Source organism: Salegentibacter sp. BLCTC, assembly GCF_015143665.1.
Classification (GTDB): Bacteria; Bacteroidota; Bacteroidia; order Flavobacteriales; family Flavobacteriaceae; genus Salegentibacter; species Salegentibacter maritimus.
The window spans coordinates 462256-487564 of sequence record NZ_WYEW01000003.1; the positions used below are offsets into that span (position 1 = coordinate 462256).

Sequence of the window (25309 nt, forward strand, 5' to 3'; positions counted from 1 at the left end):
TTTCTGAAAATCCCGCTTTCGAGCGGGATTTTTTTATGCGTAAATTTTAATGAATTTCGTTCCTGGAAAAAATAAAAAATTCCCAATTAAGATAAACCAGTTTGCCCTGCTAATTATTTTACTAAATTTGGTTCACAATTAAATCTGGTTTATCACGTTACATTAAAAAACCTAATAGAAACCTATGCTATACTTTTTTCAGCAGGACGGCGTTGCCGAAGCCGCCCAGGAGGCAGAGCCGGTAGTAGAAGAAAAAACCCTGTCTTTATTCGATTTAATGCTTAGTGGAGGCCTTGGAGGCCAAATTATCATTATTATACTTTTTATTCTGTTGTTTGCGGCAGTTTATATTTATTTTGAAAGGCTTTTCGCAATAAAATCGGCCAGCCAGGTAGATAAAAACTTTATGCTTCAAATTAAAGACAATGTATTAAACGGAAATATAGAATCGGCTAAAATGCGATGTGCACAAAGTGATTCTCCTGTAGCCAGATTAACTGAAAAAGGAATTTCCCGAATTGGAAGTCCTTTAGAAGATATTAATACTGCTATAGAAAATGCGGGTCGCTTAGAAGTTTATAAGTTAGAAAAAAACGTGAGCATTTTGGCAACTATTGCAGGTGCTGCACCCATGATTGGTTTCCTGGGTACGGTAATAGGTATGGTAATTGCTTTCCATGAATTGGCAACCAGTAGTGGGCAAGCTCAAATGGGGGCACTTGCAGAAGGTATTTATACCGCGATGACCACCACTGTTGCCGGACTTATTGTTGGTATTATTGCTTATATTGGATATAATCACTTAGTAGTAAAAACCGATAAAGTAGTACATCAAATGGAAGCTACTGCGGTAGATTTCCTTGACCTGTTAAACGAGCCCGCTTAATATGAATTTAAGAGGAAGAAATAAAGTAAGCCCCGAGTTCAGTATGAGCTCAATGACAGATATTGTATTCCTGTTATTGATCTTTTTTATGCTCACCTCGCCGGTAATTACTCCAGAAGCTTTAGATCTTATACTTCCAAAGGCAAAAGGAAAAACTACCAGCGTTCAAAATGTATCGGTTAGTATTACAAAAGATCTGCAGTTTTATGTAGACGACCAACGTGTAACGCAGTCTTCTTTAGAAAGTACGCTAAAAACAAAGCTGTCTGGTAAAGAGAAACCCACTATTATCTTAAGGGCAGAAGAAGGAGTGCCTATAGAAAAGGCAGTGAATGTGATGGATATTGCAAATAGAAATAGTTATAAAATCGTTTTAGCGGTTAAACCCGAATAAGCCTAATTATGTTAGATACCAAACACGAAAAAAAATCTTTTACCATCACGGTTATCTTACACGTGTTGCTAATTGCATTGTTATTTCTGTTAGGATTTAAATATTTAGACCCGCCGCCAGAGAGCGGTATTGCCATCAATTTTGGGACATCAGAAGTTGGCTCTGGAAATGAGCAGCCTACCGAGCCGGTAAAATCGGCACCTCAGCAAACTACAGTTCCCGAAACGCAAACCCAACCTGAACCGGTTATTGAAGAGGAAGTGGTAACCCAACAAACAGAAGAGGCACCGGTTATTGAAGAAAAGAAAGAGCCAAAACCGGTAGAAAAAAAGGAACCCGAAAAACCCAAAGAAGAACCACCTGCCAAAAAGCCTGAACCCAAACCCGATAAATCCACTACCGATGCCATGAGTAGTATTTTAAATGGTCCGGAAAGATCAGGCACCGAAAGTGGAGGGGAAGGAAACGATAGTCAGGCTGGTGATAAGGGAGACCCTAATGGAGACCCTAACGCTAGTTCTTACTATGGAAGCGGCTCTGGCCTGGATGGAGATGGAAACTACCGTTTGGGAGGTAGAAGGGCCTTGAATAAAGAAAAATTTGTTCAGGATTGTAACGAATCCGGAATTGTGGTGGTTCGTATAGAAGTTAACCAGAATGGACAGGTAATTAATGCTACGCCCGGTGTAAAGGGAACTACCAACAGTGCGTCTTGTTTAACCGATCCCGCAAGAAGGGCTGCGATGGCCACGCGTTTTAATAGCGATGGTAACGCACCCTCTCGCCAGGTAGGGACTATTATTTATAACTTTAAACTTTCTGAATAAGTGGATGCATATACAAAAACTGTTGAATGGATGTTTCAACAGTTGCCTATGTTTCAACGAGTAGGAGCGCAGGCTTTTAAAAAAGATCTTTCCCGTACCATTAAACTAGATGAATATCTGGGGAATCCGCATAAGAATTTTAAATCGGTTCATATTGCCGGTACCAACGGTAAAGGTTCTACAAGCCATATGTTGGCCTCTATTTTACAAGAAGCCGGTTATAAAGTAGGTTTATATACTTCTCCGCATCTAAAAGATTTTCGGGAACGAATTAAAGTGAACGGAAAATTTATTCCAAAGAAAAATGTAGTTGGATTTATTGAGGAGCATAGGGATTTTTTGACTGAAAATAATCTTTCTTTCTTCGAAATGACCGTAGGAATGGCCTTCGATTATTTTTCGAAGACGAAAGTAGATATTGCTATAATTGAAGTAGGCTTGGGTGGTAGGCTCGATTCTACCAATATTATTACGCCAGAGGTGTCGGTAATTACCAATATAGGCTTAGATCATACCGCCTTTTTAGGAGATACTATTGCTGAAATAGCAAAGGAAAAAGCTGGGATAATAAAAGATAATGTACCCGTAATAATTGGAGAAACCCAAAAAGAAACTACCAGGGTTTTTAAAGAAGAGGCGTTAAAACATAAGTCAGAAATATATTTTGTCCAAGATCTAAAACTGGAAAATTATGATACAGATCTTAAGGGAGGGTATCAGAACAAAAATATGAAGACGGCAGTTGCCGCTATAAAAGCTTTAAGGGAAAAGGGCTGGGAAATCCCGGAAGAATGTCTTAAAAACGGACTTAATAGTGTAAAGTTGCATACATCGCTTCAGGGACGCTGGGATATTTTACGGGAAAAGCCAAGGGTGATTTGTGATACGGCTCATAATGCAGAAGGCCTTAGTTTGGTTTTTAAGCAGCTTAAGAATGAGAAATTTCAACATCTACATATTGTTTTAGGAGTGGTGAATGATAAAGATTTAGAAAAAATCCTGCCTTTATTTCCAAAAACTGCGATTTACTATTTCTCTAAACCGGCAGTTCCCCGTGGATTGGAGGCTCAAATTTTGCAACAAAAAGCCGCTGATTTTGGCCTTGAAGGAAGTTTATTTGGTTCTATTTCAGAAGCCTATGATGCTGCCCTGGATGCTGCCCTGGATCAGGATTTGGTGTTTATAGGTGGAAGCACGTTTAGTGTTGCCGAAATAATTTAATTTTTTTGAAATTTTTCTTGGTGTAGATTAAAAACTAGTCTATATTTGCATCCGCATTCAAGAATAGGGCGCGTAGCTCAGTTGGTTCAGAGCACTTGGTTTACACCCAAGGGGTCAGGGGTTCGAATCCCTTCGCGCCCACAGAATATAAAAGGCTTCTAAAAAATGAAGTCTTTTTTTAGCTTAGTGAAATTTTTAGTTTTTTAAAGAAAGCTAATTTTATTGAAAATTTTAGGGCGCGTAGCTCAGTTGGTTCAGAGCACTTGGTTTACACCCAAGGGGTCAGGGGTTCGAATCCCTTCGCGCCCACTTTTATTCCCAAATCCCAAAGTTTACCTACTTTAGGGATTTTTTTATGTCGAAACTTTACGTTTATATACTTTTTTCTGAATCACTTAATGGATATTATATTGGTTCCACCCAAAGCATTGATAGCAGGCTGAAGAAACATTTGCAGAGCAATAAAGGTTTTACATCGAAGGCTAAAGATTGGTTACTAGTTTATTCTGAAACATTCGAAACCAGAACAGGAGCAGTTCGCATAGAGCGACAAATTAAGAAATGGAAAAGCAGAAGAAGAGGTTGTCTGAAATGTCTAGCTTCGTCAAGCTGAACTCGTTTCAGCTTCTAAGATGTTTTGATTATCAATATTTTAGATGCTGAAATAAATTTAGGATGACGATTTTAATAACTTTTCAGACAACCTCTTTGTTATAAAAGGGTTTTTTCTTCGGCTTTAATATAATTGGCAAGATATTGAGCATCTTTTTTAATTCCGCCTAAAGTTGCCGAGCCTCTTGTATGTAACCAGGGAAGGCCTATAAAATATAGTCCGTCAATATTGCTAACACCTCTATGGTGTTTAGGATAACCATCTTTTGTAAGTTCTAAACCTTCTATCCAACCAAAATTTGGCCTGTAACCTGTAGCCCAAACAATATTTTTTAATTCCTCAATTTTTTGATTTTCGGTAAATATAACTTGCTCTTTGGCATTTGTAGTTTTTCCAACAGGTAGTACATTGTCTCTTTTTAAAATGCCTTTAACGTCTGTACCAATAATAGGTTGTTTAGACCGACTAAGCTTTTTTCCAAGCCAGGTTTTTCGACTAAAACTTAGAAAACCTATCTTAGTAAACCACCACCATAAGGTTTTTCCCAAAATTTCCTGTGGAAGTACCCGCACATTGGTAGCGCCGGAAAAGTAGGTAGTTCGGTTAGTTTGAGAAATTTCATCTAAAATTTGAAATCCTGAATCCCCGGCCCCAACAACCATCGCAGGGCCTTCCTGCAATTGCCCGGGATTTTTATAATAGTTACTGTGAATTTGAAAAATATCTTCTGATATTTTCTGCGAAAAAGAAGGGGTGTATGGAATATGAAATGGACCGGTAGCTATTACTACATTTTTGGACTTTAATTGGCCTTTACTATGCTTTAGAATGAAAAAATCATCTTCTTTAACCACGTTTTTTACCAGTGTATTTAAACGAACTTCAATATTGAATGTCGCTACATATTTTTTAAAATAGGCTGCTACATCTTCCTTGCTTGGATAGTATCCTTTTTTTGCAGGGAAATCCATTCCCGGTAAATTATTAAATTCTGAAGGTGTAAATAGCTTTAAAGAGTCCCACCTATTTAACCAGGAAGCACCTACTTCCTCTTCTTTATCAATTATCACATAAGTTTTGCCCAATTTATTAAGATAATAGGCCATGGAAAGCCCGGCTTGCGCTCCCCCAACAATTACAAAATCTAGCATCTATCGCATTTTCAGCAAAGATATGTTTTAATTTCCACCTGTTTAATAGCTCTAGAAAAAGCATAATTGCTAATTTTAAGGCAAAATTAGCTTATGGAAAGAAAAATAAGGCCTTATGTTCTGGCCGAAACAAACTGGAAGCAGATAAGAGATGAAGATTTTAGTGTAGCCGTTTTGCCCTGGGGTGCTACTGAAGCACATAACTATCACTTACCTTATGCTACTGATAATATTTTGGCAGAAGAAGCTGCTACAAAAGCGGCAGAAAAAGCCTGGGGACAGCAGGCAAAAGTCGTGGTTTTACCTACTATTCCATTTGGGGTAAATACCGGTCAAATGGATGTAAAGCTTTGTATGAACCTTAACCCCAGTACCCAATATGCTGTTTTAAAAGATGTAGCCCAGGTTTTGCAAATGCATAATATCGATAAGCTGGTTATTTTAAATGCTCACGGCGGAAATAACTTTAAGCAAATGATTAGGGAATTGAGCCTGGAATACCCCAACCTTTTTACCTGCTCAGTAAATTGGTGGCAGGTTACCGATGCTAAACCATATTTCGATGAACCAGGGGATCACGCCGGCGAGCTTGAAACAGCAGCTGTTATGCATTTACGCCCCGAATTGGTTTTACCGCTGGAAGAAGCCGGAGACGGAAGTGCCAAAACTTTTAAAATAAGTGCTTTAAAAGAAGGTTGGGCAAGTGCGCAACGAAAATGGACTAGCGTAACCAAAGATACAGGAGTAGGAGACCCCAAAGCTGCTACGGCTGAGAAGGGAGAGGTTTTCTTTGAAAAAACCACCGATTTGATCGCCGATTTCTTTGTGGAGCTGCACGGGGCAGATTTAGAAGATATGTATCATTAATTAAAGAAAACTTATGCTTAAAGCTCTGGCCTATATCTTTGGATTTTTACTTTTAGGTGAGCTAATCACCTATTTTTTTAAAATTCCAATTGCCGGAAATATCCTGGGGATGTTTTTGATTTTTATCGCTTTAAGGCTTAAAATAGTAAAACTTAAGGATGTAAAACCGGCCTCAGATAAACTTATAAAATACCTGGTATTATTCTTTATTCCCTATGGAGTAGGTTTAATGGTTTATTTTGAAGTTATAGCCGATTATTGGATGCCAATTTCTATAGCAGTTATTGCCAGCACGGTGATCACCCTGTATATTTCGGCAATTATTATTGAAAAACTGGAGCGATAATGCATGAATTCTTTCAATTACCGGTATTTGGAGTTTTTATAAGTATAATTGCTTTTGCAGGTGGCCGTGAAATACGTAAAAAGTTTAATTATGTATTACTAAATCCGGTGTTGCTGGCCATTTTATTTATTATTTCATTCTTATTAATTTTTAAAATAGATTTTGAAGATTATAATCGGGGTGGAAAATTTATAAGTTTTTTTCTGGGACCTTCTGTTGTGGCACTAGGGGTTTTCTTTTATGAGAAATATGAAGCCGTAAAGCAAAACTTAAAGATTTTTTTATTTTCTGTACTTATTGGTGGAATAAGCGGAGTCTTAACCGTAATTGTTTTTCTCTTGCTTTTAAAAGTTCCCGATTTTATTGTTGAATCGCTCGCAGCTAAATCGGTTACCACACCTATAGCTATTGAAATTACAAAACTTACCGGGGGAATTCCTGAAATTACTGCCGGGATAGTAATTGCTGTGGGAATATTTGGCAATGCTTTTGGCCCTTTTATCCTGAAAAAATTAGGAATTAAAAGTAAAATTGCCATTGGCGCAGCCCTTGGTATTGCGGCTCACGGTATAGGAACCGCCCGCGCTTTTGAAGAAAGCAAATTGGCAGGAGTCTATGGGGGACTGGCAATGTGCGTAAACGGAATTATCACGGCACTGGTAACACCGTATTTGCTTCAGTTATTCCTGTGAAATTTCACCTGCCTGGTTTTCGCCTTTTTTAGTTTTTCGCTTAAAGTATGCAATAATTGAAGGTGCGGTAAGTCCGTGTAAAACCACAGAAATTAAAATAATATATGCGGTAATGGCATAGAGTTCTTCTTTATGCTCAAAACCATCAAATTCCACAAAAGCCCAGGATAGGTAAAAAACCGAGCCTATGCCTTTAATTCCCAGGAAACTTATAGCAAGTTTGTTTTTAAAGCTATCTTTAATCCCCATCATACTTATAACACCGGCAAGTGGCCTAATTATTAATACAAAAGCAAAAGCAAAAAGAATCCCCCTCCAGTCAGTAAGGCTAAGCATGCCATTCATGATAGAAGCTCCAAAAAGAATAATCCATACAACAAGAAGTAGGCGTTCTACCTCATGAATAAAATCGTGCATTTTTGTTTTATAATCGCCACTAACTTTTTCGTAATGTCTAAGACTTAGACCGGTAAAGAAAACTGCTAAAAATCCGTAACCATGTAAAAGTTCTGTGGCACCATAGCTAAGTAAAGTGAGGGAAAGTGCCAGAAAGCCGTCAAAAGTTCTAATCCCGGTGTACTTATGAATCCTATCCAGTAAAAAACCTATAGATTTACCAATGGCAAACCCGGCTATGGTTCCAATAATAATTTTTAAAAAGAATTTGTCTAATACCCAACCTGTAAAATCGAATGCGGCCCAGCTACCTGCCTGTGCAACCAACACGGCCATATATGTAAAGGGAAAAGCCAGCCCATCATTTAAGCCCGCTTCGGCGGTGAGCGCAAATCTTATTTTTCCTTTATACTCTTTTTCCCGCTCAGGATCGTCAAGTTGGGTTTCGGCAGCTAAAACCGGATCTGTGGGTGCTAAAACGGCGGCAAGTAATAAAGATGAGGGCACACTCAAATACAAAAAGTTTTGCCCCAGGAAATAGGCAGAAACTATACAAAGCGGCATCGTTAAAAAAACCAATAAAAAAGGTCTTTTCCAGGCTTTAAAACTGTAATTATTTCCAATTTTTAAGCCGGCGCCCATTAGGGAAATAATCACAATCATTTCAGAGAAATACATAAGGCCTTTATCGGCCCATAAAGGATCTGGCCAGCTAATTGGTAAACCTAAGGCGAAGAGTAAAAAACCAATAATTAGCAATATTACCGGTCCACTAATTTTTATGCGCTTTGAGATTGAAGGCAGCCAGGCCATAATAAGTGTAGTAAAACCAATTCCGGCTAAAATCCAGTAGTGTTCTTTCATAATTTTAAAAATAACTTTTTTAATTGATCTTCCTTAAAACCTAAAGTTTTTTCACAAAAAACTAACAATTTGAATGAATGGGTTTTATAGCTAATTGACTGATATTTATCATATTAAAATAGTTTTTTAGAAGTTAACTTTGAGAGGATAACCAATGCCTATAAAAGATGGATACTTCTTTATTTCTCGCTAAGTTCTGGGGTTGGTACCTCCTTATATTCTTTTTTGTGCTCAGTTTTAATCCCAGACGAATACAACAAATTTTTGAGGATTTAAAAGATCAAAAGTTTTTGATATTAGCCGCTTTTGCTGCTATTATTATAGGCTTGTTAATCATTCTTTTTCATAATGTTTGGGAGCTTAACTGGAAATTTATCATCACTATGCTTGGCTGGACTTCACTTTTTATAGGACTTGGCCTTTTTGTTTTTCCTGAACCTACTACACGTAAACTATCTGTACTAAATCTTAAGCTTGTACAGACCATTTATGTATTGCTTTTTCTATTGGGGATTTTCCTACTAAATATGGGCTATCAACTGGTATTACTCTAAATAAAGGCTTATGAAGTTCATTAAAAAATTTAAGGAAATATCTATAAAAAATCTAGCTGAAGTAGGCGGTAAAAATGCTTCTTTGGGTGAAATGTATAATGAATTATCTTCAGAAGGAGTGTTGGTGCCAGATGGTTTTGCTACTACCTCTGAAGCTTTTTGGACCTTTTTGAAATCTAATGATATAGAAGGAAAATTAAAAAACCTGTTGAAACAACTAAACAGGGAAAATTATAAGAACCTTTCCGAGATTGGTTCTGAAACCAGAAAGCTGATTTTAGAGGCAGAATTTTCTAAAGAGTTTTCCGAAGAAATTATTTCAGCATATAAAGATTTGGGCAAGGGAGAGGATATTCAGGTAGCCGTGCGAAGTAGTGCAACCGCCGAAGATTTGCCCAATGCAAGTTTTGCCGGGCAGCACGATAGCTTTTTAAATATACAGGGAACAGAAGTTTTACTTAAGGCGGTTAAAAATTGTTTTGCTTCGCTTTATACGAACCGGGCTATTAAATATCGGGAAGATCAAGATTTTTTACATCACGAAATTGCCCTCTCGGTAGGCGTGCAAAAAATGGTACGCTCTGATATTGGTTGCTCCGGAATTGGCTTTAGTTTGGAGCCAGAATCTGGTTTTAGAAATATTATTCATCTATCTGGCGTATGGGGATTAGGAGAGAATATTGTGCAGGGTTTGGTAAATCCAGATGAATTTGATGTTTTTAAACCCACCATAGATAAAGCCGAAAATCCCATTATTCAGAAAAAACTTGGTCGCAAAGAACTCTCTATGGTCTACGCCGAGTCCAGTGGTCACTCTTCTACCGTAAATATTGAAACACCGCTGGCAAAACAAGATAGTTTTGTGCTAGATGATAAGGAGATTATAAAACTTTCCCGGTGGATCTTATTAATAGAAAAACATTATAACAGGCCTATGGATGTAGAGTGGGCAAAAGATGGGGGCTCTAACCAGCTCTTTATTACTCAGGCCCGGCCAGAAACGGTGCACCAGGCTGAAGACAAACGTTTTTATATAGAATATCACTTAAAAGAAAAAGGTGAAATTTTAACCAGTGGTAGTGCCATTGGCTCCAGTATTGCTTGCGGGGTAGCCCGGTTTTTAAAGTCACCTGATGAAGGTTATAAACTAAACCCCGGAGAAATTTTAATAACCAACAACACCAGTCCAGATTGGGACCCTTTATTAAAACTGGCAACTGCGGTGGTAACCGATAGGGGAGGCAGAACCAGCCATGCCGCCATTATAGCCCGTGAACTTGGTGTGCCGGCAATTGTAGGGACAACCAACGCTACTACAAAAATAAAAGACGGCGAAATGATTACCGTTTCCTGTGAGGGTAAAACCGGCTTTGTGTATAAAGATGCGCTGCAGTTTGAAACTAAGAAAATTGATTTCGGAAAAATTAAGCTTCCCAATACTGAAGTTAAGTTTATATTATCAGATCCAGACAGGGCTTTTCAACTCTCTTTTTATCCCAATACGGGGGTTGGTTTATTGCGAATGGAATTTATAATTACCCATAAAATTAAGATTCACCCCATGGCCCTGGTAAAATATGATGAGGTAAAAGAGAAGGCCGCAAAAAAGACTATTGATGAGCTTACCTGGCAGTATAAGGATAAAACAGACTTTTTTGTAGAAGAATTATCCCGGGGAATAGCCGTAATGGCGGCTGCATTTTATCCGAAAGAAGTTATTGTTAGGCTTAGCGATTTTAAAAGTAATGAATATGCCAACTTAATAGGAGGTAGGCAATTTGAGCCTTTAGAAGAAAATCCTATGCTGGGTTTTAGAGGTGCTGCCCGCTATTCGCACCCTAATTATAAAGATGCTTTTAGGCTGGAGTGTAAAGCCATAAAAAAGCTTAGGGAAGAAATGGGATTTGTTAATCTAAAAGTGATGATTCCATTTTGCAGAACTATAAAAGAAGCAAAAAGCCTAATTAATACTTTGAAAGAATTTGGCCTTGAGCGTGGAAAGAATTCACTTGAGCTTTATATGATGGTTGAAATTCCTTCAAATGTGATTCTGCTGGAAGAGTTTGCAGCGTACTTCGATGGATTCTCTATAGGTTCTAACGATCTTACCCAGCTTACTTTGGGCGTAGATAGGGATTCAGAGCTTATGACGCCTGTTTTCGATGAAAATAATCCGGCAGCAAAAGAAATGATTGCCACCGCGATACATAAAGCCGGAAAAGCAGGGAAAAAAATAGGCCTCTGTGGCCAGGCACCCAGTGATATTCCTGAATTTGCTTCCTTTTTGGTAAAAGAAGGGATTAACAGTATCTCGTTTAATCCTGATGCCCTGTTAAAAGGAATAGAAAATATCAATAAGGCAGAAGCTGTACGTTAAAACATCATAGAATGATTAAGGATGTGCATAGACTCTCTGTTGAAAAAGTTTTGGCAGATTTGGATGTAGATCCCACTAAGGGCTTAGCCTATCCCGAGGTTACATCTAGATTGGAGGAAAATGGTTATAACCGCTTAAAAAAGGAAAAATCTAAAAATATCTTCCTCATTTTTTTAGAGCAGTTTCTTGATCCCATTATTTATATCCTGGCTGCTGCTATGACATTGGCTTATCTCTTTGGTGAATACATAGAAGGTACTGCTGTTTTAATTGTTATTCTTATTACCACCTTAATAGGGTTTTTTATGGAATGGCAGGCGCTTCGCTCGGTAGAGGCACTGCAAAAAATGGTAGAAACCCGGGCCAGGGTTTGGCGTGATGGAAAAGAAGAGCAAATAAAGGCAGTGGGATTGGTGCCCGGCGATATTGTGCTTTTGGAAAGCGGCGATGTGATTCCTGCCGATTGCCGTATGTTAGAAACCGATAGTTTTGCCGTGAAAGAAGCAATTCTTACGGGTGAGAGTAATCAGATAGAAAAAAGTACAGAAAGCCTTCCTGTTAATTTTCCTTTGGCCGAGCGTAAAAATATGCTTTATAAAGGTACTATTGCGGTTAGGGGAAAAGCAAATGCCGTGGTGGTGGCCACCGGAATTAATACAGAAATTGGACGCATTAGCGAGCTTACCAAAAACGCTAAAAAAGAAAGTACTCCTTTAGAGAAGAAACTTAAAAGATTGAGCCGGTGGCTTATATGGCTTACTTTATTCCTGGCCTTGCTTATTATAGTTACCGGTTATTTTCAGGGAAAAGACTTATTATTAATGATTGAAACCGGAATAGCCCTTGCGGTAGCCGCTATTCCCGAAGGCTTGCCCATAGTGGCAACTATAGCCCTTGCCAGGGGAATGCTTAGGCTTTCCAAAAGAAATGTGGTGATAAAAAAACTGGAAGCTGTTCAAACTTTAGGCGAAACCGGTATTATTTGTACCGATAAGACAGGCACCCTTACCGAAAACAAAATGAGTGTACATTATGTGATGCTTCCTTCTTCAGAATTCCCTGCTACCGAAGCCGAAAAATTCAAAAAAGATCCTGCTTTTGAAAAGTTGATAGATATTGGATGTCTCTGCAACAATTCAAAAATGAAAAATGGCGAAATGGCCGGGGACGCCGTAGAGATCGCCCTGGTAGAATTCGCTGCAGAAATGGGTTTTAATTGTAAAGAAATTCAGCAAAAATATCCCAGAACTCAGGAAATTCCTTTTGATGCTGAAATCAAAAAGATGGCTACGGTTAATCGCGTTGAAGATGATTTCCTGGTATGTGTAAAAGGTGCCCTCGAAGCTTTGTTAGAATCTTGCGATTTAGTTTTAACTAAAGAAGGATCAAAAGAGTTTCAGGATAAAGAAAAATGGGAAAAACAGGCCGAATTAATCGCTGGCGAAGGTATGCGGGTTTTGGCTTTCGCCTACAAAGAAAGTAAAGAAAAGCCGGGCAGGGAAAACCTGATGGACAATCTCACATTTGTTGGAATTCTGGGTTTTTTAGATCCGCCAAGAAAAGATATTAAGCAAGCAATAGAAACCTATAAAAATGCAGGGATACGGGTGGTTATGGTTACCGGAGACCATCCCGATACCGCAAGAAAAATAGGAGAGGAAGTTGGACTTATCCCAACCAATGCTTCAGATAGTATGGTGCTTAAAGGTGCTGAACTGGAGGAAATAGATACTTTACCTGAGGTTAAGCAAAAAAAAATAATGGAGGCAGCAATCTTTGCCAGAATGGTTCCGGGACAAAAACTGGATTTGGTAGAATTTTACCAGAAGAAAAAAGCTATTGTAGGAATGCTTGGCGACGGAGTTAATGATGCCCCGGCACTTAAGAAAGCCGATATAGGCATTGCTATGGGGATTAGGGGCACCGAAGCCGCCAAAGAAGTGGCCGATGTAATTCTAATGGATGATAAGTTTACTTCTACCGAACTGGCCATTAGACAGGGCCGTACCATTTTTGAAAATATTAGGCAATTTGTTGTTTTTTTACTTTCCTGTAACCTGGCCGAGATCATTGCGGTGGCACTGGCTTCTTTAAGTAACCTGCCTATGCCTTTACTGCCGCTTCAAATTCTATTTTTAAATCTTATTACCGATGTTTTCCCTGCCCTCGCCCTTGGCGTGGGAAAAGGAGATCCAAATATTATGAAAGCTCCCCCACGTGATCCTCAGGAACCTATTTTAACAAAAAAACTTTGGTTCGCTACCGTGTTATATGGCTTAAGTATAACTGCAGCGGTAATTGGAGTGGTTTTATATACCCATTTTAAAATGGGCTTAAACTCAAACCAGGTAAATAATATTGCTTTCTATACACTAATATTAGGTCAATTGCTTAATGTGTTTAACCTTCCTGCCAGAAATGTTTCTTTTTTAAAAAACGAGGTGACAAAAAATAAATGGGTTTGGGCTGCCTTGTTTTTTTCTGTTTTAGTTATGCTTGTGGTATATCAAATTCCAATAATGGCCCGGGCATTATCGTTGGTGCCGCTTACTGCTAATCATCTTGTGGTGGTTGTGGTTTTTGGTACTGCCTCCCTGCTGTTATCCCAAATTTTTAAGCATTTAAAATTAGCTAACTAAACTTGTTGGAGACTGAGAGAAATCATTTTTTATAAGTCGGTTTTATGCTAATTTTCATACTACATAAATATTTAAAGTTATGGAAAATATAAGAAAACGGCCTAAGGGAGATTTTATCGCTGAAGCCAATATGGAACAACTTTACGCACTTACAAAACACTGGAACTCAGACCTTCATTTTTTTAAGGATGACCTCAGTTTTCTACATAAACTTTTAGATAGCTATTTTATTTGGATAGATAAAGATGAGAATTATAGGATAGCTTCACGAATGAAGAATGAATTGCTGAGGCTTAGAGAGCGTTGTGATGATTTATTGGATAAAACCGAAAAGCATACGCAGCAAATAGGGAAAATGATCCTTGAAAAGATGGAAGATAGCCGAATTTTTAGATTGGAGCACGAGCATTTAGAAGATGAGATTGCTGCTTTTGTAAAAGCTTTTAGGTTAAATAGGCTTGAACTTTTTAAAATAACCGAATATATAAAAGACACCGATAAGCTACCCGAGATTTCCTGAAACGCGGCAAAATTAAACGAGGCAACGTGACCGTTGTCATATTTTAAAAACAGCCTTGAATATACCTTTGTCTAAACTTAAAACTACTACTATGCTCATCAACATTCAATTTATAAAAACAAAAGGAAAACCAAATTTAACCGAATTAGTATCAGAAAACCTCAACAAATTATCAGAAAAATATGAATGGCTTATTAGGGCCGAAGTTTATTTTAAAGAAGAAAATGATCCTACGGGAAAGTCAAAAATTTGTGAAATAGAGCTAAGTGCTCCGGGACCAAGAATTTTTGCTTCCTCTACAGAAGAAAGTTTTGAATTAGCCATCAAAAAGACCATCTTCGAACTGGAACAGCAAGTTAAAAAACGTAAAGCTGTTTTTGTAGCTCACTAGGATGTTTGCAGGGACTGTTTGAAAATTAGAAATAGAATCATTCTTTTGGGTAAATTTCAATATCCCCAAGTTGAAGTTTAATCATTTTTAAACAGTCTCTTTTTTTAAAATAGTAAATCCCTAAAGCCCCAAACTTTATAACTAAAGAAAAGGAAGAAGCCTACTGCCACTATCAATTCCATAAAGGTAGATGCCAGTAAGCCAATAAAAGACCCATAGGCCGCTCGCAAAGCCGATTTAGAGTCAGATTTATTGATGATTTCCCCAATAAAGGCCCCTACAAAAGCTCCAATTAGTATTCCTAAGGGAATGGGGGTGAAAATTCCTACAACCAGTCCTATAGTAGCCCCCCACATACCAGCTTTACTGCCACCATACCTTTTAGTTCCCATAGCCGGAATAACAAGTTGTAAGGCATAAATTATAGCGGCCAGAAAAAATGCTATGCCCAAAACCCAGTAATTTATGGGTATTGAAGGCAATAAATAGAGTAGTAGTAATCCCAGCCAACTAAGCGGTACCCCGGGCAATACCGGTAAAAAGCTTCCCAGAACACCCAATATCATCAAAACCGCACCAATAACTATTAATAGTAAATCCATAGTGTTTTTATAAGTAGATTTTCAAATATAGATGAATTTTAAATGATTTTTCAACTAAAAAATTAGGTTAAACTAAAATCTTAGTTTATATTAGCAGCTTATGGAACAGTTTATCGTAAATAGGACGGCCTCAAAGACTTTTATTATTCTATTTTTATTTACAGGAGTTTTGAGTTGCAAAGAGCACGCTCAACAAAAAGTGAAAGATATAACAGAGTTTGAGGGAGTTAATACATTTAATTTTGATGATAAGCAGGAGTTATTGGAATATAGAGAATTAGCGCTAGATAAAACTCATCCAAATTTATTGAATCCTGAAATATCTAAATCTGAGTATAAGAAAGTGCGAAAATCCTGGGTAGATTTACATCAAAGAGTTGGTGCTTACTTATCCGAAAATAATTTTGAGTGGGAAGTAGATGATTCTACAATAGCTATAGTTCATAAGCTTTATTTCAATTCTAATGGAGAAATTGAGAATTATTTTTTTAATATTCTAAATGAAAATGTATCAGAGATGAAAAAGAAGGAATTCGCGAAATTAATTATGGAATTCTCTAAAACTAATAGAATTGACTTTAAACAGGAACAAGATTTTGCTCAATGTGGTAAAACAAAATATGTTAATAATTAGTATAGGTATTTAAAACTAGACATTTTATATAATAAGAGATTTCCGCCAGAGTGGGAAGGATAAATGGATATAATAAGAGATTTCCGCCTTCGCGGAAATGACAAGGAAATATTATGAAACAACTAACCAAAGCCGAAGAAGAGATTATGCAAATTCTCTGGAAACTGGAGAAGGCTAATGTAGCTTCGATTATCGAGGAAATGCCAACACCCAAACCGGCGTACAATACGGTTTCTACCATTGTTAGAATACTGGAAGATAAAGGTTTTGTAGATCACGAAAAAAAGGGAAAAGGCTATTTATATTTTCCGCTTTTGGCTCGTGAAACCTATAGCAACCAAAGCATCAATAAGTTGATGAACAATTATTTTAATGGTTCCTTTAAAAGTATGGTTTCGTTTTTTATGAAGAAAAACGATATGGACACCAAAGACCTGGAGGCCATTTTAAAAGAAATCAATAAAAAAGAACAATAATGTTTGAGTATATAATTCAGGTAATCGTTTTTCAACTTGGTTTTTTACTGCTGTACGAACTGATGTTAAAAAAGGAAACCTTTTTTACAATAAACAGGCTGTACTTACTAGTAACACCTTTAGTTTCCCTTTTACTGCCAGTATTGAAGTTTGAAAGCCTCGCCACACTGGTACCTGCAGAATCTATCGCTGGCCTTCAGGTTTTGCTTCCCGAAGTTTATATTGGTGGTCAACCAGAAGCTAGTCAGGAGTTACCGGCGGTAAAGTTAGTCGTTCAACAGGGCTTGCAAATAAACTGGTGGTTGGTTACTTATGTTGCGGGAGCGGTGCTGAGTTTAATGCTTTTGATAAAGAAATACAGGGATCTCAATCATTTGTTTCGTTTCAGAAGAATTTCAGAAGATAAGGAGCTGCGAATTATTGAAGTTCCCAACTCGAAAATTGCCTGCACCTTTTATAAAACCGTGTTTTTAGGCGATAAATTATCTGAAGCTGAAAAGCAACAAATTTTATCTCATGAATTGGTTCACGTAAAACAAAGACATAGCCTGGACCTGATATTTTTTGAAGCTTTAAAGATCATATTTTGGTTTAATCCTTTGGTATACATCTACCAGAGTAGAATTGCCGTATTGCACGAGTTCATCGCCGATGCAAATGTGGTAAAAACCACAACCAAACGCAGCTATTATGAACAGTTGCTCAACTCCGCGTTTAACACGCAGAATATTTCATTCATCAATCAATTTTTTAATCATTCATTAATCAAAAAACGAATTAGTATGTTACAAAAATCAAGATCAAAAACAATTGCGAAATACAAGTACTTATTTGTATTGCCTTTACTTTTTATGATGCTCACCTATGTGTCTTGTTCTGAAAATAGAGAAGGAATAGACGATAATCAGTCAATTTCTGAACAATTGGCAGAAATTAAAATGGCTATTGAGGATGGCAAGAAATTATCTGACACTGAAAAGCAGCAGTTATTGGAAATTATGTATGCGATGGTTCAAGATGAAAAAGGCTCAACGCCACCGCCGCCTATAGTTATAGAAAAGGAAGTTGGGGTTCCATTTGCAGTAGTAGAGGATGTTCCGGTTTTTCAGGGCTGTGAAGACTTATCTTCTAACCAGGAACGAAAAGACTGCATGAGCCGTCAAATATCCCAATTTGTAAATGAAAATTTTAATACCAATTTAGGGAAAGAGTTAAATTTAAAAGGAGTCAATAGGGTTGTAACCCAATTTAGGATAGATCGGAACGGAAAAATAGTAGAAGTAAAAGCACGAGCGCCGCACCCTATTTTAGAAGAAGAGGCTATAAGAGTGATTTCTAAACTTCCACAGATGCAGCCGGGGAAACAAAAAGGAGAAAACATTAGTGTAATGTATTCGCTTCCTATAGTTTTTCAAGTAGATGGTGGTGAATAAAATAAGTATAATCATTTTATTAATGTTAGCCTTTAAAGCCGAAGCTCAAACTTCGGCTTTGGCGGTTTCCGATAGCTTGTATGCCGTAGGGGAATATGCTGAGGCTATAAACAAGCTTCAGGAAATAGAACCTAAAACCGAGAGAACTTATTTAAAACTGGCTAAAAACTATGCGGCCAATCGGCAACCTGAGATTGCACTGGAGAATTACAAAAAGGTTTTACGCAAAAATCCAAACCGGGTTTTAACCGCGGTAGATTATGGCGAATTATTAGTGAAAACTGGAAAACTACATTCAGCCGACAGTCTTTTTAACAAGCTGAACAAAAAATATCCTCAAAACGCCAATTTTAAATATCAGCAGGCTTTAATCAAAGAAAAATTAAAAGACAGTACTGCTATGGAGTATTTCTTGTTTACCGTAGGCCTTGATACTACGCATCAGGGAGCACTGTATAAACTGGCAAAAGATAAATTGAAGAATCGCCAGTATACTATGGCGGAACATTTCAGCAAACAAGGCTTGCGTGCCAATCCTAATAATGCCTCATTGCTTTCTATCCTTGCGCAAACCTATTCATCTTTAAAACTGTATAAGGAGGCAATTCCACGTTATGAGAAGTTAATAGCATTAGGAGAAGGTACCGAGTTCATCTATAACAAACTCGGATTTGCCTATTACCGGCTTGGCGATTATAAAAAAGCCATAGCGATGTATAAGGAAGCTTTGAATTTTGAAGACCGAAATTCGGCCACGCATTACACGCTGGGGAAATTATATGCTTTAACCGGAAACTTAGATAAGTCTGAAACGCATTTATTGATGTCTATCCTAATCAAAAAACAACCGGTAGATGCCGAATTTTTTAGCCTGGGGCTTACCTATAAAATGCAGGAAAAGCACAAAAACGCTTTGGAATATTTTAATAAGGCCCTGGAAGAAAATCCCGATCACGAAAGAGCTTTGTACGAACGAGCAGTGGCAGCAGATAATTATATGGCAGATCACGAAGCCGTAATTGGCTACTACGAGACGTATTTTAATAGATATAAGAGTATTGGAAACGACGGAATGCTTTATAGGGCAAAAACCAGAATAAGCGATCTAAAGCAAAAAATACATTTAGCTAAAAACTAATAAACTTTGCAGGTTTAAGTACTATCAAACTTATTTTTTAAGGTTAAGTAAACCTATCATTGTTTAATTAACACCTATGAAATTTAAAATCATTCCATTTTTCTTCAGTCTTTTTGTTTCTATTTTCGCCACTGCACAGGAAGCTTTTGAAGTCAATATTTTTGTTGATGCCGAAAAAAACATCTATTTGGAAGAGCAAAAAGTGAGAATGAGTGAACTTTTAAAAGAAACTAAAGCTTTGCTTTATAAGCAGCCGGCGTTGAAATATAACCGACTTGTTTATAATATATATGCAGACAAAAACCTGAAACACGGATTTGTTATGGATATAAATCATCAACTTTTAAGAGCCACGGAAGCTTTAAAGTCAAAGACTAATAAATATCTTTTGGAATATAAAAACCTCGATCTTGATAAGGCTAACTGGCAGTTTGAAATAAAGTCTTTAAAACTGGATGCAATAAAAGATTAGCCCTTCATTTTCAGTGAGCCTTCTCTTAATTTTCCTTACTTTTGCTTAAAGTACAAGTGTATTTGCCAATGAAAAAAGCTTTACTCAATAATCGAGATTTAAAGGCTTTAAAACCTGTCTCGAAATTAAAGTCTTATTTATTTTCTAATAGCCTTTTGATTTTTTTTCGGTATAGTCTACTTGCAGTTGCTGTTTTAATAATTGCTTCCTGTAATTTTGAAACCAGGAAAATTTCATCGGAAGAAGTACTGGAACTGGAAGCAAAGACGCTTAATTGGAAAGAAGTAGATGAATATCCGGCTTTTGAAGACTGCCGGAACGAAACCGAACTTTTAGCAGCCCGGGATTGTTTTGAGCGGGAAGTTGCTAAAAATATCTACGCTTACCTTTCTAAACAACAACCAGTAGTTACAGAGTCTATAGACGATACGCTTTATCTTTACCTGGAAATAAATAGTTCTGGGCGTCCTGAAATAGATTCGGTTAAAATAGACTCTACTTTAAATAGCCAGTTACCTGAATTGCGATTGTGGTTAGACCAAAGTATAGATTCCCTTCCAAAAATTTATCCGGCAAGTAAGCGCGGGGTGCCGGTTTCTACGGTTTTTAAAATGCCTATTGTAATTAAAGCAGAGTAAGGTTTAAGTTGAACATCTATTCTCTACTTAGAGATGGAAAATTGGATTTTGACCCGGTCAAGCTGAACTTGTTTCAGTTTCTGGAATGAGGAATTATTTAAGCTTAATTTTAGGCACTAAAATCAATTCAAGCGGTTAAGAATAAACTTAAAAGAGTATTAGTTAGTCTAAACTAAATCATCCCCAATTGCCACATTCCACTTTTTTACCGACGCACTTTTTATAAGTCCGTTTTTTATATAAAGATCGTTTTCTGCAAAAGCTTTGGCAATCTTATCACTGTTGGCTTTAAAAAACAATACAGCTTCGTTAGCCGAATCTATGGCTCCACCAAGCAGCAAATATCCTTCATTAAAATACTCGGTTGCGTGGCTTAAGTGGTCTTTTCGATATTTTTCCCGTTCCTCCAGGTAATTTTCAGAGGTGGTGTATGTTAATATATAGTAATTCATCTTATTTTTTAAATTCCCTTCCTTTCCAGGAGAAGCCAAAAAATAGTGATTTCAGGGTGATATAAGTGCTAAAAAAAGGATAAAAAAGACTGCTCCAAAAATAGCTTCGTAATACTGTTTCTCGCTTAAAAAATTTAGCCGCGCTATATATTAAAATAAAATCCAGGTTAAACTTTATCAGAAAAATTATTAAAACAGCCTGATAATTAATCAGCTGTAAAAAGACTAAAAAGGCGGCTATCACCAGGCTTACATTCATTAAGAATACAGTGATTCCGGTTATTTTAGCAAAGGTACTCGTGTAAGCCGGCGCTTTGGAAGCCCATCTAATTCGTTGAGAAATTAAATTCTTAAAATTATCTTGTGCTCGGGTGTAAACAATGGCCTCTTTACATTTTAAAAAACCTATTGGGTATTTTCTTTGTTTAAATTTTTGAAGCAAAAAAACATCGTCACCGCTGGCAATATTAGTATTTCCCGAAAACCCTAAAACCTCCAAAAAGGCTTCTTTTTTATAACATAAATTGGCGGCATTACACATAAAAGCCCTGTTTATACCAAAAGCACCCGCGGTTGATGCCTGGAGGCTTAGAATATCTAATTCCTCAAAATTCCGTAAAATATATTTTCGTCCGGTATTGGTGTTTTCTCCGGGAAGTTGAAGTAATGCAACCGGTCCTGCAACTAAACTGCAATTGGTTTTTTGAATAAAACTATTGTAAGTTTTTAGCCAGGTTTTAGAAATTTGGCAGTCTGCATCGGTGGTGATAATATATTCAAATTTTGAAGCCTTAATAGCGGTAGTAATCGCGTCTTTTTTGGGAGCCTTTGAGGTAGGTTTATTTTCTAACAGCTTTACATTTAATTCTGAATACTTTTCCTGAAACTCTTCGATAATTTTCACCGAATTATCTTCAGAGTTATCGTTTATCAGGATAATTTCAAATTGTGAATTCGGGTAATTAATTTCAGCAAGGGAATTCAGTAAAACCGGTAGGTTTTTAGCTTCATTTCTAAAAGGGACAATAATGGAAAACCGCATTTGCACAGTTGAATTTTCCGAAGAGAATTCAGGGATTTTTTTCCATCCATGCAGCAATATGAGCATTAAAACCGAATAGCAAACACAAATAATAACAATAATGAACATACTCGGTTTTCTAATTTATTATGCTGTAAAGTAAATTAAATCAATGTGAATTCTGAATTTATTGAAAGAAAAAAGCTAAGTTAAAAAGACTTGAAAGCGAGTAAGGAAACGAAATTGCTTAGCTTTGCGATGTTACTTGAAATTAGGGAAGTATTATATTGAAACATTTATTTTGAAGAGTGAAAGAATCATTTTAGGAATTGATCCAGGTACCACGATTATGGGTTTCGGACTTATAAAAGTGGAAAATAAACAGATGAAGTTTATGCAGCTCAACGAATTGCAGCTAAGTAAATACAGCGATCCCTATGTAAAACTTAAATTGATTTTTGAACGAACCATAGAATTAATAGATACTTACCATCCCGATGAAATTGCGATTGAAGCACCATTTTTTGGTAAAAATGTGCAATCTATGCTTAAATTAGGCAGGGCACAGGGTGTGGCGATGGCCGCCGGACTCTCACGAGAAATCCCAATTACCGAATATTTACCCAAGAAAATCAAAATGGCAATTACTGGTAATGGGAACGCCAGCAAAGAACAGGTGGCAAAAATGTTGCAAAGTTTGTTGGGTTTGAAATCATTACCGAAAAATCTCGACTCAACCGATGGGCTTGCAGCTGCGGTTTGTCACTTCTACAATTCGGGGAAAACTCAAATGGGAAAAAGCTATTCCGGATGGGCTGCCTTCGTAAAGCAAAACCCGAACAAAATTAAATAATTTAAGCTTTTCAAATTTATAAAATGGCTGGTATTTACATTCATATTCCTTTTTGTAAGCAGGCTTGTCATTACTGTGATTTTCATTTTTCTACCTCTTTAAAAAAGAAAGCTAAACTTGTGGAAATGTTATGTAAGGAATTGCTGCTTCGGAAAAATGAGCTTAATCCCCCTGAAATCAATACCATTTATTTTGGAGGCGGAACGCCTAGTTTGTTGGAAGCAGATGAGCTTCAGAAAATTTTTGAGACCATTTATGCGAATTATAAGATTGCCGATAACCCTGAAATTACCCTGGAAGCCAATCCCGATGATTTAACCGAAGAAAAGTTGAAAATGCTTTCGGTTTCTAAAATAAACCGTTTAAGTATTGGGGTGCAATCTTTTTTTGAAGAAGATTTAAAGCTGATGAACCGCGCCCATAATGCCGAAGAAGCTTTAAAAAGCATAAAACTTGCTAAACAAACTTTCGATAATATCTCTATAGATCTTATCTACGGAATCCCGGGAATGAGTGTTGAGCGATGGCAGCGAAATGTGGAAATTTCGTTGGAACTTGGTGTGCCTCATATTTCCAGTTATGCGCTTACGGTAGAACCAAATACCGCATTACATAAATTTATTGAAAGGGGGAAAATAAAACCGGTAGATGACGATGCTGCTAAACTTCATTTCGAAATTCTGGTTGAAACCCTTACTAAAAATGGGTTTGAACATTATGAGTTTTCAAACTTTGGCAAGCCCGGCTATTTTTCAGAGAACAATACCGCTTATTGGTTGGGGAAACCGTATTTAGGAATTGGGCCCGCCGCGCATTCTTATGATGGCAACTCCAGGAAATGGAATGTTTCTAACAATCCTCTTTACATAAAGGCTCTCGAAAATGATAAAATTCCGCAGGAAACTGAGACCTTATCACTTTCAGATAAATACAACGAATATGTGATGACGAGGCTTCGCACAAAATTTGGGGTGAATATTGCTGAGGTTTCCGAAAAATTTGGAGAAGATTACAAAAATCACTTTGTGGAGCTTGCAAAGCCATTGCAAGAAGAAAATTTACTTGAGGAAAAAAATGGGGTTTTTCATATTACTGCCAAAGGAAAATTTTTAAGCGACGGTATTGCTGCCGATTTGTTTTTTCTGGAATGATAAATATCGAAATTAAAGTCAAAAATCGTAAATTTGAGTTACGGCTATAGATATTAAAAACAAGAAAATAGAATTAATTCAATGGTTATCCACTTTGGATAATGAAATCATTATAGATAAATTAATGAAATTGAGAGAGAGTGAGAAGGCTGATTGGTGGAATAAGATAAATGAAGGCGAGAAAAAATCTATAGGGAAAGGAATTGAAGATGCCAATTCCGGGAACTTAAAACCGCAATCTGAAGCCAGGAAACTCTATGAAAAATGGTTATAAGATTTTTTGGACTGTTCACGCACTTTCTGAACTTGAGGAAACAATAGCCTATTTAGAAGAAAACTGGACTGAAAAAGAGCTCCAAAAATTATTTAGACACTTAGATCATACCCTTGAGTTAATTTCTAAAAACCCAACCATATTTCAGGCCTCCTATAAAAAGCAAAATATTCACAGAGCTGTAATTGCAAGATTTAATACGCTGTATGATAGACTGCACAACGAAAAGATTGAAATTCTATCTTTCTTTTCTAATAGAAAGGATCCTGATAAAATTAAGTTTCAATAAATTTTACCGGCTTATTCTACCAACTCTTTTTATAATTTAGCTGAATGCTAACGAACATTAATTTTAAAGCTAAGGATTTTAAAACCGATCTTTCCAAACCCCTGGATATTTCCATTGGTTTGCGGGGTGATGAAAAGAATCCGGTGGCCTGGTATTTAGGTTCCCCTGAAATAAAACCGGTAAAAGACGGTGATTTTATTGGGAAAGTTTCAGAAGGCGCTTCGGTTAATTTTAATACTATTCAGTTTAATCCGCACGCACACGCTACGCATACAGAATGTGTGGGACATATTTCCAGGGAATTTTACAGCATCAATCAAACGCTGATAACTTTCTTCTTTCTTTCTAAGTTGATTTCAATAGAACCTGAAACAAGGGGAGAAGATAAAGTGATTTCTGAAGCCATTTTAAAGGAAAAAATCCAGGCTAACGAAACAGAAGCCTTAATTATAAGAACCCTGCCCAATTTTAGGGAAAAACAAACCAAAAAATATTCGCATACCAATTGGCCATATCTTAGCGAAGAAGCTGCAGTTTACCTTAGGAATTGTGGCATAAAACATCTGCTTATAGATTTGCCCTCTGTAGATAAAGAAAAAGACGGCGGGAAACTATTGGCGCACAAGGCTTTTTGGAATTATCCGAAGAAGACCCGGTTTGAGGCTACTATTACCGAATTAGTTTATGTGCCAAATACTATTGAAGATGGAGCTTATTTATTAAACCTGCAAATAGCTTCTTTTGAAAACGATGCCAGCCCCTCAAAGCCTGTTTTATATAAATTATTATGAAAGTAACACTCACACTTGAAGAACTCGCAATGTTCATGTTGGGAATCTTTGTATTTAGTCAATTAGACTTTGACTGGTGGTGGTTTTTGGTTTTATTTTTTACACCAGATTTTGGTATGCTGGGATATCTCTTCAATACTAAAATAGGTGCTTTTACCTATAATCTTTTTCATCACAGGGGATTGGCAATTTTAATTTGGTTTTTGGGATTCTATCTGCAAAATGAAGTATTTCAATTAATAGGTGTAATTTTGTTTTCACACGTGGCTTTTGATCGTATTTTAGGCTATGGCCTTAAATATGAAAAAGGTTTTAAATTCACTCATTTGGGAGAAATAGGAAATTAA

General features: G+C 37.0%; 30 protein-coding genes and 2 tRNA genes. 27 read left to right on the top strand and 5 right to left on the bottom strand.

Annotation, left to right across the window (positions count from 1 at the left end; all coding sequences use genetic code 11):
- The first annotated feature begins 184 nt into the window (after positions 1-184).
- The 7 genes from GUB10_RS05350 (at position 185) to GUB10_RS16105 (ending at position 3941) form a co-directional block, all read left to right on the top strand.
- Positions 185-886 (top strand): MotA/TolQ/ExbB proton channel family protein, encoded by a 702-nt coding sequence (locus GUB10_RS05350; RefSeq protein ID WP_193710404.1) that lies wholly within the window; start codon positions 185-187, stop codon positions 884-886.
- A gap of 1 nt (position 887) precedes the next feature.
- Positions 888-1280, top strand: coding sequence for a biopolymer transporter ExbD (locus GUB10_RS05355; protein WP_193710405.1), 393 nt, complete (start codon positions 888-890; stop codon positions 1278-1280).
- A gap of 8 nt (positions 1281-1288) precedes the next feature.
- Complete coding sequence (locus GUB10_RS05360) at positions 1289-2107, top strand: energy transducer TonB (RefSeq protein WP_193710406.1); 819 nt, start codon at positions 1289-1291, stop codon at positions 2105-2107.
- A 30-nt stretch (positions 2108-2137) separates the two neighbouring features.
- Positions 2138-3328, top strand: coding sequence for a folylpolyglutamate synthase/dihydrofolate synthase family protein (locus GUB10_RS05365; protein ID WP_193710620.1), 1191 nt, complete (start codon positions 2138-2140; stop codon positions 3326-3328).
- A gap of 66 nt (positions 3329-3394) precedes the next feature.
- Positions 3395-3469: transfer RNA gene (locus GUB10_RS05370), tRNA-Val, on the top strand.
- A gap of 93 nt (positions 3470-3562) precedes the next feature.
- Positions 3563-3637, top strand: a tRNA-Val gene (locus GUB10_RS05375).
- Positions 3638-3683: 46 nt separating this feature from the next.
- A complete protein-coding gene (locus tag GUB10_RS16105; RefSeq protein WP_193710407.1) occupies positions 3684-3941 on the top strand; it encodes a GIY-YIG nuclease family protein in 258 nt (85 codons plus the stop codon).
- Positions 3942-4039: 98 nt separating this feature from the next.
- Here GUB10_RS16105 and GUB10_RS05385 read toward each other — a convergent pair whose 3' ends face one another.
- Positions 4040-5092, bottom strand: coding sequence for an NAD(P)/FAD-dependent oxidoreductase (locus tag GUB10_RS05385; protein WP_193710408.1), 1053 nt, complete (start codon positions 5090-5092; stop codon positions 4040-4042).
- 93 nt (positions 5093-5185) lie between these two features.
- On the opposite strand from GUB10_RS05385, the gene GUB10_RS05390 reads away from it, so the two are divergent.
- From GUB10_RS05390 to GUB10_RS05400, 3 genes are read left to right on the top strand one after another with little or no spacing between them, the layout of a single operon-like run.
- Positions 5186-5959 (top strand): creatininase family protein, encoded by a 774-nt coding sequence (locus GUB10_RS05390; protein WP_227740305.1) that lies wholly within the window; start codon positions 5186-5188, stop codon positions 5957-5959.
- A 13-nt stretch (positions 5960-5972) separates the two neighbouring features.
- A complete protein-coding gene (locus GUB10_RS05395; RefSeq protein WP_193710409.1) occupies positions 5973-6305 on the top strand; it encodes a CidA/LrgA family protein in 333 nt (110 codons plus the stop codon).
- Positions 6305-6997 carry an LrgB family protein gene (locus GUB10_RS05400; protein WP_193710410.1) on the top strand — a complete coding sequence of 231 codons (693 nt, stop codon included), beginning with the start codon at positions 6305-6307 and terminating at the stop codon, positions 6995-6997. Before GUB10_RS05395 ends, GUB10_RS05400 begins: the two co-directional genes overlap by 1 nt.
- Here GUB10_RS05400 and GUB10_RS05405 read toward each other — a convergent pair.
- Positions 6986-8257 (bottom strand): sodium:proton antiporter, encoded by a 1272-nt coding sequence (locus tag GUB10_RS05405; protein ID WP_193710411.1) that lies wholly within the window; start codon positions 8255-8257, stop codon positions 6986-6988. The genes GUB10_RS05400 and GUB10_RS05405 overlap by 12 nt on opposite strands.
- 167 nt (positions 8258-8424) lie before the next feature.
- Here GUB10_RS05405 and GUB10_RS05410 point away from each other — a divergent pair, with 167 nt between their 5' ends.
- From GUB10_RS05410 to GUB10_RS05430, 5 genes are all read left to right on the top strand, one after another.
- Positions 8425-8811 (top strand): hypothetical protein, encoded by a 387-nt coding sequence (locus GUB10_RS05410; protein ID WP_193710412.1) that lies wholly within the window; start codon positions 8425-8427, stop codon positions 8809-8811.
- 10 nt (positions 8812-8821) lie between these two features.
- Positions 8822-11188 carry a phosphoenolpyruvate synthase gene (ppsA, locus tag GUB10_RS05415; protein ID WP_193710413.1) on the top strand — a complete coding sequence of 789 codons (2367 nt, stop codon included), beginning with the start codon at positions 8822-8824 and terminating at the stop codon, positions 11186-11188.
- An 11-nt stretch (positions 11189-11199) separates the two neighbouring features.
- Positions 11200-13827, top strand: coding sequence for a cation-transporting P-type ATPase (locus tag GUB10_RS05420; protein WP_193710414.1), 2628 nt, complete (start codon positions 11200-11202; stop codon positions 13825-13827).
- Positions 13828-13906: 79 nt separating this feature from the next.
- Positions 13907-14347, top strand: coding sequence for a hypothetical protein (locus GUB10_RS05425; protein WP_193710415.1), 441 nt, complete (start codon positions 13907-13909; stop codon positions 14345-14347).
- A gap of 91 nt (positions 14348-14438) precedes the next feature.
- The gene (locus GUB10_RS05430) at positions 14439-14738 is read left to right on the top strand and encodes an HPF/RaiA family ribosome-associated protein (protein WP_193710416.1); all 300 of its coding nucleotides are present in this window, start codon (positions 14439-14441) and stop codon (positions 14736-14738) included.
- 104 nt (positions 14739-14842) lie between these two features.
- Here the strand turns inward: GUB10_RS05430 and GUB10_RS05435 are convergent, their stop codons facing one another.
- Positions 14843-15340 (bottom strand): DUF456 domain-containing protein, encoded by a 498-nt coding sequence (locus tag GUB10_RS05435; protein WP_193710417.1) that lies wholly within the window; start codon positions 15338-15340, stop codon positions 14843-14845.
- A 100-nt stretch (positions 15341-15440) separates the two neighbouring features.
- Here GUB10_RS05435 and GUB10_RS05440 point away from each other — a divergent pair, with 100 nt between their 5' ends.
- The 6 genes from GUB10_RS05440 (at position 15441) to GUB10_RS05465 (ending at position 20131) form a co-directional block, all read left to right on the top strand.
- Positions 15441-15974, top strand: coding sequence for a hypothetical protein (locus GUB10_RS05440; protein WP_193710418.1), 534 nt, complete (start codon positions 15441-15443; stop codon positions 15972-15974).
- A 113-nt stretch (positions 15975-16087) separates the two neighbouring features.
- Positions 16088-16450, top strand: a complete 363-nt coding sequence (locus tag GUB10_RS05445) for a BlaI/MecI/CopY family transcriptional regulator (RefSeq protein WP_193710419.1) — start codon at positions 16088-16090, stop codon at positions 16448-16450.
- Positions 16450-17883: a M56 family metallopeptidase gene (locus tag GUB10_RS05450; RefSeq protein WP_193710420.1), complete on the top strand. Its 1434-nt coding sequence runs from the start codon at positions 16450-16452 to the stop codon at positions 17881-17883. Before GUB10_RS05445 ends, GUB10_RS05450 begins: the two co-directional genes overlap by 1 nt.
- Positions 17884-17905: 22 nt before the next feature.
- Positions 17906-19021: a lipopolysaccharide assembly protein LapB gene (locus tag GUB10_RS05455; protein ID WP_227740306.1), complete on the top strand. Its 1116-nt coding sequence runs from the start codon at positions 17906-17908 to the stop codon at positions 19019-19021.
- 76 nt (positions 19022-19097) lie between these two features.
- Positions 19098-19493: a biopolymer transporter ExbD gene (locus GUB10_RS05460; protein ID WP_193710422.1), complete on the top strand. Its 396-nt coding sequence runs from the start codon at positions 19098-19100 to the stop codon at positions 19491-19493.
- 68 nt (positions 19494-19561) lie between these two features.
- Positions 19562-20131: a hypothetical protein gene (locus GUB10_RS05465; RefSeq protein ID WP_227740307.1), complete on the top strand. Its 570-nt coding sequence runs from the start codon at positions 19562-19564 to the stop codon at positions 20129-20131.
- A 167-nt stretch (positions 20132-20298) separates the two neighbouring features.
- Here the strand turns inward: GUB10_RS05465 and GUB10_RS05470 are convergent, their stop codons facing one another.
- On the bottom strand, positions 20299-20583 hold the full coding sequence (locus GUB10_RS05470) for a YciI family protein (RefSeq protein WP_193710423.1): 285 nt from the start codon (positions 20581-20583) through the stop codon (positions 20299-20301).
- Between the two features lies 1 nt (position 20584).
- Positions 20585-21733, bottom strand: a complete 1149-nt coding sequence (locus GUB10_RS05475) for a glycosyltransferase (RefSeq protein ID WP_193710424.1) — start codon at positions 21731-21733, stop codon at positions 20585-20587.
- 172 nt (positions 21734-21905) lie between these two features.
- Here GUB10_RS05475 and ruvC point away from each other — a divergent pair, with 172 nt between their 5' ends.
- The 6 genes from ruvC (at position 21906) to GUB10_RS05505 (ending at position 25309) form a co-directional block, all read left to right on the top strand.
- The gene (gene ruvC / locus GUB10_RS05480) at positions 21906-22457 is read left to right on the top strand and encodes a crossover junction endodeoxyribonuclease RuvC (RefSeq protein WP_193710425.1); all 552 of its coding nucleotides are present in this window, start codon (positions 21906-21908) and stop codon (positions 22455-22457) included.
- 23 nt (positions 22458-22480) lie between these two features.
- Complete coding sequence (gene hemW / locus GUB10_RS05485) at positions 22481-23608, top strand: radical SAM family heme chaperone HemW (RefSeq protein ID WP_193710426.1); 1128 nt, start codon at positions 22481-22483, stop codon at positions 23606-23608.
- A gap of 124 nt (positions 23609-23732) precedes the next feature.
- Positions 23733-23882 carry a hypothetical protein gene (locus GUB10_RS05490; RefSeq protein WP_227740308.1) on the top strand — a complete coding sequence of 50 codons (150 nt, stop codon included), beginning with the start codon at positions 23733-23735 and terminating at the stop codon, positions 23880-23882.
- A complete protein-coding gene (locus tag GUB10_RS05495) occupies positions 23866-24171 on the top strand; it encodes a type II toxin-antitoxin system RelE/ParE family toxin (protein WP_193710427.1) in 306 nt (101 codons plus the stop codon). Before GUB10_RS05490 ends, GUB10_RS05495 begins: the two co-directional genes overlap by 17 nt.
- Positions 24172-24215: 44 nt before the next feature.
- Entirely contained in the window at positions 24216-24962 is a 747-nt protein-coding gene (locus GUB10_RS05500) for a cyclase family protein (protein WP_193710428.1), read from the top strand.
- Positions 24959-25309, top strand: coding sequence for a DUF4260 domain-containing protein (locus GUB10_RS05505; RefSeq protein ID WP_193710429.1), 351 nt, complete (start codon positions 24959-24961; stop codon positions 25307-25309). Before GUB10_RS05500 ends, GUB10_RS05505 begins: the two co-directional genes overlap by 4 nt.